This window comes from Chryseobacterium sp. CP-77, from assembly GCF_036362765.1.
Lineage (GTDB): Bacteria > Bacteroidota > Bacteroidia > Flavobacteriales > Weeksellaceae > Chryseobacterium > Chryseobacterium cupriresistens.
Window position 1 is genome coordinate 1,635,347 of record NZ_CP143637.1, and the last position, 15,137, is coordinate 1,650,483.

General features: G+C 35.9%; 10 protein-coding genes and 1 tRNA gene. 5 read left to right on the forward strand and 6 right to left on the reverse strand.

What is annotated here, in order from left to right; genetic code table 11:
- Window positions 1-265: 265 nt before the first annotated feature.
- Both eco and V0410_RS07380 read right to left on the reverse strand, forming a co-directional pair.
- Window positions 266-754: a serine protease inhibitor ecotin gene (gene eco, locus V0410_RS07375; RefSeq protein ID WP_110010523.1), complete on the reverse strand. Its 489-nt coding sequence runs from the start codon at window positions 752-754 to the stop codon at window positions 266-268.
- A gap of 145 nt (window positions 755-899) precedes the next feature.
- Window positions 900-6,833 (reverse strand): alpha-2-macroglobulin family protein, encoded by a 5,934-nt coding sequence (locus V0410_RS07380; protein ID WP_330746931.1) that lies wholly within the window; start codon window positions 6,831-6,833, stop codon window positions 900-902.
- 18 nt (window positions 6,834-6,851) lie between these two features.
- Between V0410_RS07380 and V0410_RS07385 the strand changes: the two genes are divergently transcribed.
- From V0410_RS07385 to V0410_RS07400, 4 genes are all read left to right on the forward strand, one after another.
- Window positions 6,852-7,607: a hypothetical protein gene (locus V0410_RS07385; protein WP_330746932.1), complete on the forward strand. Its 756-nt coding sequence runs from the start codon at window positions 6,852-6,854 to the stop codon at window positions 7,605-7,607.
- A 3-nt stretch (window positions 7,608-7,610) separates the two neighbouring features.
- On the forward strand, window positions 7,611-8,690 hold the full coding sequence (gene recF, locus V0410_RS07390) for a DNA replication/repair protein RecF (RefSeq protein WP_330746933.1): 1,080 nt from the start codon (window positions 7,611-7,613) through the stop codon (window positions 8,688-8,690).
- A 137-nt stretch (window positions 8,691-8,827) separates the two neighbouring features.
- Window positions 8,828-9,205 (forward strand): four helix bundle protein, encoded by a 378-nt coding sequence (locus V0410_RS07395; RefSeq protein WP_202839366.1) that lies wholly within the window; start codon window positions 8,828-8,830, stop codon window positions 9,203-9,205.
- 60 nt (window positions 9,206-9,265) lie between these two features.
- Window positions 9,266-9,559: a hypothetical protein gene (locus V0410_RS07400; protein WP_330746934.1), complete on the forward strand. Its 294-nt coding sequence runs from the start codon at window positions 9,266-9,268 to the stop codon at window positions 9,557-9,559.
- A 56-nt stretch (window positions 9,560-9,615) separates the two neighbouring features.
- On the opposite strand, the gene V0410_RS07405 is transcribed toward V0410_RS07400, so the two are convergent.
- The 3 genes from V0410_RS07405 to V0410_RS07415 are packed head-to-tail and all read right to left on the reverse strand — an operon-like array spanning window position 9,616 to window position 13,394.
- Entirely contained in the window at window positions 9,616-11,646 is a 2,031-nt protein-coding gene (locus V0410_RS07405) for a recombinase (protein ID WP_330746935.1), read from the reverse strand.
- A gap of 13 nt (window positions 11,647-11,659) precedes the next feature.
- Window positions 11,660-12,304, reverse strand: a complete 645-nt coding sequence (gene mtgA / locus V0410_RS07410) for a monofunctional biosynthetic peptidoglycan transglycosylase (protein WP_330746936.1) — start codon at window positions 12,302-12,304, stop codon at window positions 11,660-11,662.
- 43 nt (window positions 12,305-12,347) lie between these two features.
- The gene (locus V0410_RS07415) at window positions 12,348-13,394 is read right to left on the reverse strand and encodes an ABC transporter substrate-binding protein (RefSeq protein ID WP_330746937.1); all 1,047 of its coding nucleotides are present in this window, start codon (window positions 13,392-13,394) and stop codon (window positions 12,348-12,350) included.
- A gap of 59 nt (window positions 13,395-13,453) precedes the next feature.
- On the opposite strand from V0410_RS07415, the gene V0410_RS07420 reads away from it, so the two are divergent.
- A tRNA-Arg gene (locus V0410_RS07420) sits at window positions 13,454-13,527 on the forward strand.
- Here V0410_RS07420 and V0410_RS07425 read toward each other — a convergent pair.
- Window positions 13,493-15,055 (reverse strand): recombinase family protein, encoded by a 1,563-nt coding sequence (locus tag V0410_RS07425; RefSeq protein WP_330746938.1) that lies wholly within the window; start codon window positions 15,053-15,055, stop codon window positions 13,493-13,495. The genes V0410_RS07420 and V0410_RS07425 overlap by 35 nt on opposite strands.
- Between the last annotated feature and the right edge of the window lie 82 nt (window positions 15,056-15,137).

Consider the following 15,137-nt stretch of genomic DNA (forward strand, 5'->3'; position numbering starts at 1 on the left):
ATAATCTGCTCAATCAGCAAAATCTGCGAGAGATCATATTCAATAGGAACGGACTTTAGTCCGTTTGAAAAAAAATTAAATTTCAATTGGCTTTAGCCGAAACCTAAAGTATAACGCAGTGTTCGCAAAACATTGTTGATAGCTTTGAATTCGTTCGCAAGGGCGTTTCACTTAGCAAAGACATGACGAATTATTTTATCGTGAAAAAAACGAAAACGCCCCACATTGCTGTGAGGAGTTTTCTTTATAATTATAATAAGCTGATTTATTTTTGAACTGCTTTTTTCATCGCAGCATCAGGGCGCAAAATTCTGTAACGGACTTCGATATCTTTCGGTACATAGAATACCAATGGAAGTTTACTGTTGTATCTTACAATTTCAGGCTTTAGTGTCACGAATTTTTTAGTCAGTTTTTTATCCAGACAAGCCATCAATGTTCCTGCTGTTTCTCCTTTGGATTCTACTTCATAATAGTTGTATCCCCATCCCTGAAGATCCTGGGTTTTCATTTCTCCCATTAAGAAATAATTGTTACAATCTAACATTTTTTCAGCACCTACAAAAAGTTCAACTTTTAAATCGTTTTCGTTTTTTGCTACGGGAAGCTGAATATATACTTGTTTATAACCTTCTTTTGCTTTCGGGAACATTTCAATCTGTAGTTTTTCAAACTTTTCTGCTTTCTTTTGTGCAAAAGCATTTACTCCGGCCATCAATACCAATCCTGTAATTAAAGTTTTAGAAAATTTCATCTTTTAATAATTTTTTTAATTGATATTACCTTAATTCCAAAAACCATTCCAAATTAAACAATTGTTTGATTTTTCGATTTTATTCTATTTTGCTTAAAATTATAAACAAAAAACTGCAGTAATTGTTACTGCAGTTTTTTATAAATTATTCTGAAATCGCCACATCAGTTCCTTTTGTATGGGCATTCATCTGTGGTGCGTAATAATTCTGCATGGTGGTAATTCCATTGGAGAATTTACCGGATGCATTGGCTACTACATCATATTCAAATACATATTTTCCTTTCGGCATATACTGAATATAGAAATTGGTAGAAGCATCTTTGGTTGACTGATAGTAGCCCAGATTATTCTTCCACTGATATCCGGATAATACATCTACAGGTTCGAATCCTGCTGCACGCATATCTTTAATATGAATAAATTCCATGGCTCTGTCTGTATTCAGAATCATCCTTACGGTTACTTTATCTCCCACTTTCAATGGGGTTTCTGTTGAAATTTTCTGAAGCTCTTCTCCGTTTACCGTTTTCACTTTTTTATAAAGCTCTTTCGTTACAGAAATATAATTTTCAGAAGATTTAATTTTATCAAGATCTTCGTAATACTGCCAGAACAATCCTCCCTGCACAATTCCGGGACCAGGTTTTGTAACCGTTACGGTGGCTAAATTTTTATCTATAGCTTCCGGTTTAATGGTTGATTTTACATAACCAGTTGCCTGTGTCTGAGGAGTCAGTTCTTTTCCTCCCCAAATAATTGTTGCTTTATCACTTTCAGCCCCAGTCCATGATTTCCCTGAATTCAAAATGGTAAAGATCACCTCAGCTGTTCCTCTTGAGCTTCCCCACGAGTTGACTTCTTTTTGGGTTACCAGCCAGATCTTCATATCTTCAATAAAAGATTGATCATTAGCTTTCAATTTGTTGAAAGCTTCCACTGCTCCGGCATGGTTAACTACTTTTGAACCAAACCATCCCCAATCATTCAGGTTTTGTTTCCAATACACTCCTTGTGTTTTGGTATCTGTGGAAGTTTCTTTAAGGTAAGTCATTAACTTATCTGACACTTCTTTCAGACCATAATCGTTCATTAATAATGCCGCGCGGTGAAGCCCGAAGAATGTAAAGTCGGTGATTTTCGCTGTTTTTGCTTTTTGTTTCACCAATGTTTTTAAGGTAGCACCTTTTCCTTTTAAAGGATATTGCTGCTCCCAATAGTTTCTGGTATCAAGATAATCGATCGCCCAGTTGTTCCAGACATTGTCTTTTTTCACATCATAATATTTGGCAACTTCATTGTCTACATACTGAATCAATTTTGCTACAAGAACTTTCTGATCAGCACTTTGATAGTCTTTCACGTTATCTTTTAACCAGGCATTGATTTTTCCTAAGTTTTTAAGGATATACAATGACGTTCCGTAAGAACTTGGGTAGCCGGGATACCATGAGAAGCCACCATCAGGATTCTGTAGTTTTTTGAAATCATCCCAATCCTGATTGATAGAATTCTTCATTGTATTAACGTCAAATAGCAACGCTAATTTCTGCATCTGCTCACCCTCATTTTTACTTTCCAGCACCCACGGAGTTTCTTCAAGCAGCAACTGTTTCAACTCCTGATTTTTTTCCAGATTTGATTGTAATAATCCTTTGTTCTGATATTCTTCAAAAACCGTTTTCATTTTCGGATTGGCTTTGAAAATTTCTGAGGCCAGCACATCCGCAAACCATTTATTAAAGATAACATCCGCAGAATTGTTCTGATCATTTTTCAGACTTGGAAGCGCAAACATGATCTCCCAGATCGGATTCGTCGTCAGTTCCAACGTATTGGAAACATTGGAAGCCGTTGTGGACGTATTATTTTTAAGATTATCTAATACAAATGTTTTGGTTTCGCCTTCTTTCACAAAAACCGGAACAGCATCCGTCACAAGCATTCTGTTAGGCAATACAGCAATGGCTTGCTGTTCTCCGTCAGAATAGGCTCCTGCTTTAGCCACCACTTTGAAGATAATTGAGGAAACATTGTCCGGAACTTTCAATTTCCATGTTAATGCACTGCTTCCGTTTTCATTCAGACTAAAGTTTTGTACTCCTGAAGTGATTCCGAATTTCGAAGAAATATTTTCATTGGTAAAGGCATCTAAAATCTGTAATTCCGCAGAACCGTTTAGTTTTTTATCGGTAAGATTGGATAGTTTCGATTGTAAATTCAGCTCATCACCTTCTCTTAAAAATCTTGGATAATTTGGCGTTACTGAGAATTCTTTCTGCGTTACCACTTCTTTTTCCAGGGTAGCAGCTCTTGCATCTTTGGTGTGGGCAAGGAACATCAGCTTCCATTTTGTCAGTGCTTCGGGAGAAGTGAACTCGAAGTTGACATTTCCTTCGGCATCGGTTTTCAGATCCGGATAGAAGAAGGCAGTTTCATTAAGATTTTGACGAACGGCTACTTTTTCCAGCTCTTTTACAGCATCATCCTGATCTAAAACACCGTCTGCATTAGATCCCATTGCTTCTTCTTTCGCTATGGGAGAAGCCGGTAAAGCCATCTGAGCATTCATTTTTCTATAACTAGTAACTTCTCTGGCTAATACATTCTTAGGTTTAGGACAACCGGAATATTCAAACATTCCTGGAACAGTAGGACAAGCATCTTTGTTATCGCTGACGCCGTCACCATCAGTATCATTTCCCACTCCCCATTTTCCATCCAACCAATTGAACTGAGGAACTGCTATAAATCTGTCCTGCAAATATCTCAATCTCTTCTGATAGCTTCGCTGTTCCAGATAATTTCTGATTCCATAAGAAGTTACCATTACAAATGGAGTATATAATTTTCTCCAGCTGTAACTGTTTGCAGCAAACTGATCCAAAGACATATCATACATATTCGCTAATACCTCAGCATTGATCTTTTCCTTGTCATTTCCGGTAACTTTTACCGTCCATTTTTCTTTAACGTTAGGTTCAAGCTTATCTCTGAAGGTTACTGTTTCAATTTTCAAAGCTTTTTCTGTGTCTTTTATTTTTAAGGAAACAGATTGTGTATTCACATCATTAAATGCTACCAGCTGAAACTGAAGGTTAAGATCCGAAACACTTTTATCTTTAGGAATTTCAGCGGTATATTCTAATATTCCGTTTTTCAACTGATGAAATTCTGAAACCGTCTTCCCGGATCCATCCTGCACAAAAACATTCACCAGTGCATCAGGAACTGCTGAGTAAACATACACTTTTGTTTTTTCTCCTCTTGATAATTCTTCTTTGGGAGCGATAACCGTAAGGAAAGTTTTTTGATTGGGTTTTAAAACTGTTTTATCCCAGACACTGAAATACTGTGAAGTTTTGATGGTATCTTTTCCTTCAATATTGAAAAGTTCAAGTTGATAATCTCCTGCTTCCAGTTTTCCTAACTCAAGACTGGCTGCTGCCTGAGAATTATCAGCGGATGGCTGCTGCTGTCTTTCAATCAATACTTTTTCGGTTTTCCAGTTTTTGATCTCATCATTTTTATCAAAAAGATCATGTGGAAATTTGCTGATGAACTCTTCTTTTGAATATTTCGGAAGGTTCTGAACATCAGATTTGAAATTTTCTCTGAAAATCCTGTCAGGAGCGGTCAGTTTTAATAGCTTAACCTGATAGGGCTTTTTAAGATTCTGATCGTTATAATTTTTGGTTTCCACCTTTACTTTTACATTTTCGTCTGTAAAAATATTGCTGATATTTTCTGCCTGAATGTAATGAGAAACTGATGCTACTTTCAATTGGGTATCGGCCGTCTGTGTTTCTCCATTGATATCTGTAACAGATGCATTGATGGCATAATTATCAATCTGTATTCCTTCCAGTTTTTCATCTTTTTTAAGTTCTAAATGAATGATAAACTCTCCTTTTTCATTGGTTTTTGCTTCGCCTAAAATTGAATTTTCATTATCATCATTCTGTGGATACCAGCTGAAATATCTCCATCGGATATTCTGTTTTTTGATTTCATAATTCACTGTAGTATTGCTCAGCGGAACACCCGAGAACATCACAGCTTTTCCTTTCAAATCAATTGTTTGGCCATACTTATACTCTTCTTTTACAGGATCAAAGGTGACTTCAAATTTTGGTCTTTTGTATTCTTCTACCCTGAAATTTTTATATCCAGCACTTTCCCCTTCTATTCTCAAGTAAAAATTACCATTCAGTTTTCCTTTTGGAAGGATGAAGCTTCCGTGATAAGAACCGAATTCATTGGTGGTAAATTCCTGGGAAGAAACCTCTTCACTATTGGTATTCAATAAAGTGATTTTTTGTTTTAGTCCTGAAAGAACTGCTTCAACTTCCTTATTCATTCTGGTGTTGATCACCTTGAAATAAACAGTCTGTCCGGGACGATAGATCCCTCTGTCGATAAAAATCTGAGCCGTTGAACGCGTTTGTTTATTTGGATTATAATCATCAGCATATCCTCTGTTTCCGTACACCTGCATGATCTGAAAATCATTGGTTTTAGGCTGCTGGATCAGGAAAGTTCTGTAATATTCTTTGCTGTCTGTGGAAGGAAACTTAAATACCCCGTTGGCATTGGTTGTTCCTTCAATCTTATTTAATGTTTCACCGGAAACAAATTCATAAAACCGAAGACTTTCATTAGCCAAAGGCTTACCATTCCCACTATTAACCAGTTTCAATTCATCCGAAAGAGGGTTTCTGTCTGTTTTCGATTGATAAATAATTCTGTTTCCGGAAACCAGAAAATATAAATTCTGTCTGGAATCTGTATCTTTCATATCTGCTCCCGCCACCGTAAATTCTGCTACATATATTCCTGATGGAAGAGGTTTTACTTCGAGTGAAGTGGTATGATTCTGATAATCTTTAGGATCCGGAAGCTGGAATGTTTCTTTTCTTACCAGATTCTTTTTCAGATCTCCGAAAGTATTGGAATAAGAATTCTGAACGTATTGAAGGAATGATGTAAAATCATCCTTTACTTCATAAATATTCAGGGTAAATTCTGATACATTCTTATACTGCGCAACAAAATGAACAGACAGATTATTCTGGGTCTGGGATTCATATTTTAAAGTCAGATAAGGATTGACGATCTGGGCCTCTTTACTTTTAATATTCTCCAGGAAAACAGATTTCGGATATTCATTTTTAGCCTGTGCAGCTAATGCAAGAGCTTCTTTAGGCTTCTTCCCCACAAGCTCATCCATGATATCTCCCATGATAACCACTTTATAATCTCCCTCCACATGGGATTTCAAAAGATTCTGAAGCTGCTGAAGTTTATCCTTGCAATGATTGAAATTACAGTTTTCCGTAATTTTTTCTTTCATGAAATACAACTTTGGATTTCCCGTATTCTGTTCAATCAGTTCATCATACATTGCATTGATTACTGTACGGTTGGCTGTCAGCTCATTTTTGGTAAAAATGTTGTTTTCAGATAGAAACGTTATTTTTTTAACAGCATACCAATCCGCCAATGTCGGAAAATAGGCAAAGTCTCCTGTCTCTGAAAAGATATTCTTATACTTTTCCAAAGAGATCTTTTTCATTTCAGATTTTTCTTTATCAAGTTCCTGGAAGTTTTTAGTCAGGTAATTTTTAAAATCAAGTTTACTCCAGGTTTCAATCTGCGAAACATCCTGAGAGTTGATGTTGGCTCTTCCGTTTATTTTCCATGAATTCTGTTGATAATAATCCATAAAAAAGCCATTCAGCAGAACTTTATACACCAGTTTACCTTCTCCGTTTATTTTTCCTTCTGCCTCTTTAAGTTTTTTAAAAAACTGAGAAGCAGCATCATTCTGATCATCGTCAACAGTTTGGTTTACAATACTGAATTCCGCTTTCAGAGAACGGATCAGCTCGAAGGCATTATTTTCTTTCATGGCTTGTTTTTGTATGTCTAAAATAATGGGAAGATTAGATTTATAAGCTCCTTTTGAACTATTTTCAGCCACTTTTTTCCATTGGGTATCGTAATATTTCTGTGCGGATACCATTGAAAAGCTCAGCATTACAAGCAAAAGCAGAAAAATCTTGGAAAATCTTTTCATATATATTAATTTTGATAAATGAACATCTTAAAAATACTGAAAAAAACCGTTATAGACAGCCAGATTTATGTCTCTCTTATGGGAACTCTTTTTGCAGTATTTTTCATGAAAGAGCAAAACACATTCCGTTTCCCTACCTTTGCACTTATTTTTATTACTTATTTCAGTGGTTATCTGTATACTAAATACCAATATACCAGGCACTTTCTAAAAATACTTGTTCTCAATGCAGCAGCAGGAATTGTCTGTGCTTTTTTAATCATTCATAATCACAATGAAATAAGGCTTCTGAAGTGGTTTATCATTGTCATATTGGGATTGCTTTACAATAGTTTTTTTCTTGATGTTTATATCCGGAAAATCCCTTTACTGAAAGTTTTCTACGTAGGATTAGTATGGGCATTGGTTAATTGCTGGCTTACCCTTCCGGAATTTAGTATTCCTATTTTTCTGATCAGCTTTTTCTTTATCACCGCACTTGTTCTTCCTTTTGATATCCGCGATATGAACAGCGATACCGTAAAAACCTTTCCTATGCTGATTGGGGTACAAAATACCAAGTACATTGCTTATGGACTTGTTTTCATCAGCAGTATCATTTCTGTTTTTTATCTTGATTTGGAATATGCGCTTGCTTTTTTTATAACAAGTATCATAACTTATATTCTTATCTATTTCTCTGAAAATAAAAGAGATGACGCTTACTATTCGTTCGGGGTGGAAACTTGTTCGGCACTTCCCTTTTTATTTTTACTAATAATGAAGTATTTTTGACGAATGATTATCAAAAAGCTTTCCCTCTATAATTTCAAAAACCACTCTGAGAAAAAATTTGAATTCTCCCCGCAAATCAACTGTTTTGTGGGTAATAACGGCGTTGGGAAAACTAATATTCTGGATGCTTTGCATTATTTATCCGTAGGAAAAAGCTTTTTAGGAAATACAGACCTTAACAATATTAAGCAAGAGGAAGACTTTTTTACCATTGATGCGGAAATTCAGAATGAAGACAGCGAAGATATCATCAGAATCACCCAGCCTAAGGAAGCTAAAAAGGTCATCAAAAAAAATGATAAAAGCTACGACCGGCTTGCTGATCATATCGGCTATCTTCCAAGTGTAATGATCTCGCCTTATGATTCTAATCTCATTTCCGATTCCGGGGAAAGCAGACGCAAGTTTCTGGATGCGATGATCTCTCAGACGGATTCAGAATATCTTTTTGATCTTATTCAGTATCAGAAGACCATTCAGCAGCGAAATGCGTTACTGAAATATTTTGCCAAAAACAGAACCTGGGACAAAGATTCTCTGGAAATCTATGATGATCCAATCACCAGATCCGGAACAAAAATTTTTAGGAAAAGAAAAGAATTTGTAGAACAGCTCAATCCAATTGTTCAGAATTTCTATCAGATCATTTCAGGTGGAAAGGAAACAGTATCAGTAATTTATGAATCTCATTTGCTGGAAGATTCTTTTGAAAATCTTTTAAAAGAAAGCCTTGAGAGAGACCGAATGCTTACTTACACGTCAAAAGGAATTCATAAAGATGATCTTCTTTTTGAAATGGATGATGTATTAATCAAGAAAATCGGATCTCAGGGACAGCAGAAATCGTTCCTGATCTCTTTAAAGCTGGCCCAGATGAGTCTTGTAAAGGAACTCACCAAAAAGACTCCTATCCTGTTGCTTGATGATATTTTCGATAAGCTTGATGATATTAGAGTTTCGCAATTGATTGAACTTGTCAACAAGGAAAGTTTCGGACAGATTTTCATTACAGATACTCACAGAGAGCGTACGGAAAGTGTGGTAAAGAAAATTAACGAGGAAAGTATCATTTTTGAGGTTTAGTAAGAGGTTCGGGATGCGAGTTACGAGGTATTAAATGCAGGTAAATATGTGTGGACGTAGATATGAAGTAAAAGACTAATATTCTTTATCATCAAACCGTTTTTTGTCTTAACTTAAGATCCTAAAACACAAATGATATGAGTTATAGAAATCTGGATATTTATAAAATAGCTTTCGACTTATTTTTAAAAACCCATAAAGCCTCCCTGCTTCTGCCTAAATATGAACTGTTTGAATTAGGCAGCCAATTAAGAAGATCTTCAGATTCAGTCATTACTAATATTGTTGAAGGCTATGGTAGATCAACTTATAGGAATGACTATATTCGCTTCCTGATTTACAGCCATGCGAGTAATGATGAAACAATTAACCATCTGGAAAAAATCATGATATTATATCCTAATTTTTCCTTAGAATTTGAGACATTGAGAAATGAATACAACACATTAGGCGGAAAAATCAACATTTATAAAAAATGGGTCATAGAAAATTGGAATAAAAATAATCTACAGTAAAAAATAAACCCCGCAACCCAAAACCCCGAATCACCCCATCCCGAACCCCGAACCCCAACTATGAAGAAGAAAAAACGTGAATATCAATCCTCTGAACTGGTAAAATCTTTTGCCAGGATTTATGGTTTTGAACATAAACTAGTTGCTTTTGACATTAAAGATTTCCTTGAAGAGTATCTTGATGAAAGTCTTTTCAATGAAATCAGAAGTGTGAATATTGAAAATGAATGTATTATTATTAAAATTGATTCTCCCTTACTGAAACACGATTTTAAAATGCGTAAAAGCTTTTATCTTAAAAAGTTCCAGGACAAATTTGGGACAGACAAGTTCAATGACCTTCAGATAATGTAAAATTAAATTTATGATTATAAAAAAATGCTACTGTCGGGTAGCATTTTTTGTGTGTATTAATGTTCTTCTGATTTATTAGAAATGGTACTGCTCATCAGATCATCTGCTTTTTTATCCAGTCCGGATCGTAATGGCAGGAAGAATTTCAGCGGATGTTTTGTAAAATATCTGAAAATCTCTTTATAGATTTCACTTACCTGTCCAAAGTTCATCTTTCTTGATCTGAAGGCCAGAAACATGGACAAACTAAAACTTACCAGGAAGTTGAAAAATCCGATTAAAAAGACGGTAAAAAAGGATATCCAGAATGTATAGGAATCTACTGAAAAATCTTTTCCATACAGTCCTAATGCAAAGTTTCCTGCGGCAAAGGTAATGTGCCTGATATCGAGATCCAGCCCGAAAAACATTCCGACAGGCGCAGTCGCTCCAAGGAAAACTCCAAACCAGAAATTGGAAATAATTCCCGGCCAGTTTTTAGCATAATATTTTGAAAGTCCTTTGGCGAATTTCTTTCCGAAAAAGCTTCTGATTGAAAGGTTTTTGGCAATTCTTTCCGGGATCTGATAAAATACCGAGTTGTTCCCGATATTTCCCGAAATAATTCCGGAAATAAAGAGATAAAATCCGGCAATACTTGCGTGCAGGATGGCTTTTGATTTAAAAGGATCGAGGTCTTTTAACAATTTATCAGAACGTTCAACGGCAAGATTTTGTGAGAAAAACACATCCAATCCGTAAATAATGGCAAGCGCTACCGGAAAAGCAAGCAACACATTCCCTACAAAGGCAATGAACTGACTTCTGAATAATTTAGATACCAAATGGGCAAATTCTGTATTATTTCTTTGGGCATTTCCTTCTTCAGATAATACTTTTGTCATCGTTGCGGCAGTCATGGCCGGCTGTTTTGTAGCAAGTGTAAAACCCATCAGATAGATCATCACGAATCCCATTGCATAGTTCATGGAGTACAGGAAAGCGTGTGAAAAATCACTTCCGGGAATATATCCATACAGCATTTTCAGAACACAGAGCGCTCCTACAATTATTCCACCGCCGCTTGCCTTGTAGAACATGGTCATATACTCTTTCCGGTTAGAAGTTATATAGTGAGTTCCGGCTTCTGCAGTATGGTTGGTAATAAGATGGGAGATCAGCCTTGTACTGTCGTTGATAAGATCTGAAATGTTATTTTTATGGGATTTATAGCTCAGGATATTAAAGATCAGCTGTTTTGATTTGATCTGAACATCTTCTTCGGAATCAATAATCAGTAATTGTACAATCTCATAAATTCTTTCTGTCTGCTGGCGGATTTTTAACAGGGACTGATTAATCTTTCCTGAAATACCATATTTGGCGGAATTTTTAAAAGCAATATTCACAAACTCCTGGCATTGTTCTGCATAGATTTTAATCTGCTTATATCTGCTGTCTTTTGAATGCAGCTGTACTTCCGGGTCTTTCACGAGATCGTCCGCCAATGCCTCCAGCTCATTTTGCAGAGCCAGAAACGGATTGTCTAAATTTCTGTATTGAGGTGCCATTCTCACCACTTCCACTTCCATTGCCATTCCGGTTACCCTCCAGGAAAGGATGTTCATAGAGAAGATAAGTTCTTTTTTCACATTAGGACGGATAATAAAATCCGATGCTCCTAATAAATGTAAAAATTCATTGATCTCATTTTCAGGAAGATTATGGAGATATTTCAAATCCTTTTTCGGCCACATACTGACATTATCGATCATATACCAAACCGTATTTTCGTTTTCAACGGGTGGCAGAACCTTGTTCAGTATTCTTTTTTTAAGCTCCGGGAAAAAGGCATTTTCCGAAAGAATATTCGCTTCTGTCAGAGAAAGGTTGAAAGGTCTTCCTCTAAAAATATTATGAATGTAATATTTAAAGTTTTGAGCAAAATCAGGATTGCTTCTGAAGAAATTAAGCACATCTGTGAAGTCCGCCTCTTTTATGGTCTCCAGAAACTCCGCAAAAGGTTCTAAAGAAAGGGTTTCGTTCTTAAAAGAAAAATATTTTTTAAGAACGGCCTCAAAATTTGTGCTGGAATTAAAGAATTTCATTAGTACAAAGATACTATTTCAAACTCACATTCCTCATCTGTCTCATAATCCAATTATGTTTCTTTCTCAGATACGGGGACGGATTTTTAGGATCATACTTCTTTGGATTAGGCAGTACAGCAGCAATCCAGGCTGCATCTGAGACACTTAAATCTTTGGATGATTTGCCAAAATAATATTGTGCTGCAGCTTCCACTCCAAATACTCCCTGTCCCATTTCTATGGAATTCAGGTATCTTTCAAGGATAATATCTTTAGTCCATACTTTTTCGATAATGAAAGTATAAACGGCTTCCAGTCCTTTTCTAAACCAGCTTCTGCCCTGCCAGAGAAATACATTCTTTGCTGTCTGCTGGGAAATGGTGCTTCCTCCTCTTATTTTTTTGCCTTTCTCATTATACTTCATAGCCTTTTCAATAGCTGTATAATCGAAACCGTCATGAACAAAAAATTTCTGGTCTTCTGAGGCAATTACGGCTTTTTTCACATTGTTTCCCATTTCGTCATAGGAAATATAATCCCTGTGCAGTTTTCCATATTCAAAAAGTCCTCCTATCTGGGTAAGAGTGATGGGAGGATTAAAAAATCTACCCCAGATGATAAAAACTACATTCAGAACAAGAATGATGAAGATAAGCTGTTTAATTTTTTTCCACATAACTTGATAAAAAGGAAAGGCAAAAATAAGCAAATAGTACGAGTTACTGCAATTCTTTCATATAAGTAAGCTGATAATCCGGTAAAAGTTCCGGATGGAAGATCTTAATATAGTCTTTGAGGATCAGATCTGCCCTTACCACACCGCTTTCAAAGAAATCATTGGCTTTCAGTTTTTCCTTTCCCGCAATGGTATATATTTTCCCTTTATTGAATACATCCAGTTTCCCATAGAAAGGATTCATGCCAAGCATTTCTTTTTTCGAAGCATGGCTTCCTGCATTTACCCAGTACTGAACACCATGGGCTTTGGCATATACTTCCTCAAAACTCATTGTCAATGCTTTTTCGTCTTTATTATCCTTCATGATATAATTCGCATGGGCATCTGAAATATAATGAGCCACGGAAGTATTTCCTCCCGGAAGATACCAGACATCTCCATACATCTCATTGGCAAGTACAACAGGTTTTTCTTTTGCTTTTGACGCAAGCTGCTTCAGATCGCTGTAGTTTTTCTCCACTTCCTGATATTTGATTGCTGCTTCTTTCTCTTTTCCTAAAAACTCTCCGAAAATCTTAATATAAGCCGTTTTTTCCAAAGGTTTCTGTTCCATATATTCATCCAGAAATATGACCTGGATACCGTTATTCTTTAAAAGTTCATAGGTATTATCAAAACTTGCAATATGATTGGTAAAAATAGCATCCGGTTTCATAGAGATGATCTTTTCCACATCATACTTTTGTTCGCTTCCTACATTCTGAATTTTTCCTTCTTTAATCAGATTCTGAATTTTTTCTGAATAAATATACTCCGGACTGGAAACTCCTATGATTAAATTTTCCGCTCCAAGCTCCGAAATATATCCGGCCATACTTGCATTCAGCAGGATTATTTTTTTGAATGGAGTTTGATTTTGCTTAAAATTATAAGCGAAATTTCCCGATTTTAGCTCAAGGATACCATTATGTTCCTTAAATTGGGTGCGGTTTGAGATATTTGTCCAATCTGAGGACGAAATTTTTGATTCTCTTTTACAGGCAATTAGCGAGAAGACCGTAAATAAAAGTAAAATTTTCTGTTTCATGTTTCAAAGAACGGAAAAAAGTGGTATATTTGCAACCGTTAAACAACAAGATAACAAAAGGCCTCGTGGCGCAACTGAATAGCGCATCTGATTACGGCTCAGAAGGTTACAGGTTTGAATCCTGTCGAGGTCACTAGACCGACATTTGTAGATTTTTTTCTCTTATGTCGGTTTTTTTTATTCCCTAATCCGTTGTTATACTGATAGATACATTGAGCGACAATATTCATTTTAGGTGTTTGAAAACTTTTTCCGTCAAATTCGATTTTTTGAGGAAATATCAAACACCCTATCGTTCTTTTTGTCTGTAAATCGCCCTGCTGGTAAAGGTTTGCAAGGTTTTCCATCGAATCGAGAGCATTTTCTATTTTTGTTTTTATATCAAGTTCTTTACTCTCTGAAACAATATGCTGGATCTCTTGTTCCAACTGTTCAATTTGTTCTTTTGTTATTTTTTTTACCTCTTTGTAATCTTCTTCATCTAACTTATCAGCAAGATATTTATCTCTTGCATTAGCTACTTTTTCATTAAGGTCATTGATCTCTTTTGATATGGACTTTCTTTTTGCATCTATATCAAAGGTGAATTGTTTGTAGTTATCTAAAAGTATATCTTTCATCAAATCTTTAATGATAGGATTGTATTCCAATTTCGAAATTTCCAATTCGAATAGTTCATTTAATCTATCTGAATCAAAACGAAATCCGCATTTATAATGGCAATGATAATAGTAATACGTTTTAGACTTTCCTTTAGCCCCACTTGCTGTGAGATTTTTACCACACCTTGGACAACGTAAAAGTCCACGTAATGGAAATCGCTCGTTACCTAACACTCTTCCGCCAGGCCCTTCTACCTTCCTTTTTTTGTCCATAATCTGCTGCACCTGATTAAACAGTCTTTCGCTAATCAGGGGCTCATGTTTTCCATCACTGTAATATGCCTCTTCCTGTTTATAATCCTCAATATATATTTTACCACAGTAAACCGGGTTTCTCATAGCTTTTGCAAACGCACTTCTTGACATTGAAGCACCCTCCCTTTTATTCATCTGCAGTCTAACATGATCCGCCGGAATATGTCCTTTTGCAACCTCGCTAAATGCCCAGGCTATATTAGATCCTTCCGGCTCTTTGATGGCAATATACTTTTTACCATCTTCATGGCTTCTGTTGATATATCCATACGGAGCAATTCCCATCAGCCTGCCTTCTTTTTTTGCTCTCCGCATACCGTGAAACGTGTTGAGTGCCCTTCTGTCATTTTCTACCTCCGGAGTGGAAAGATAGATCGCAAGCATGAGCTTGTTTTCAGGAACAGACATATCCAATGGCTGTTCAATAGATTGAGGGATAATGTGATTTTTATGCAGTAAACTTATCATTTGATAAGCATCTGCTGTATTACGACTGAATCTGTCCCACTTGGTAAATAGGACTAAGTTGCTTTTATGGCTTTTCTTTCTTATTTCAAGAAGATATTTTTTCCACTCAGGGCGATTAAAACTTTTTGCTGAATGATCTTCAAAAATCACTCTATTGATAGCTATATTGTTATTAGCACAATATTTTCTTAATCTTTCATTCTGATCTCTTTGTGAATAACCTTTTTCAGCCTGTTCATCGGTAGATACTCTTATATACAAATCTGCAATAACCATAGTTGTAGTATTTCGTTAAAATTTAGTTTTAAATTCACATCAAAGAAACTGATGCAGTAGAAATTCATCTTTCCGATATACT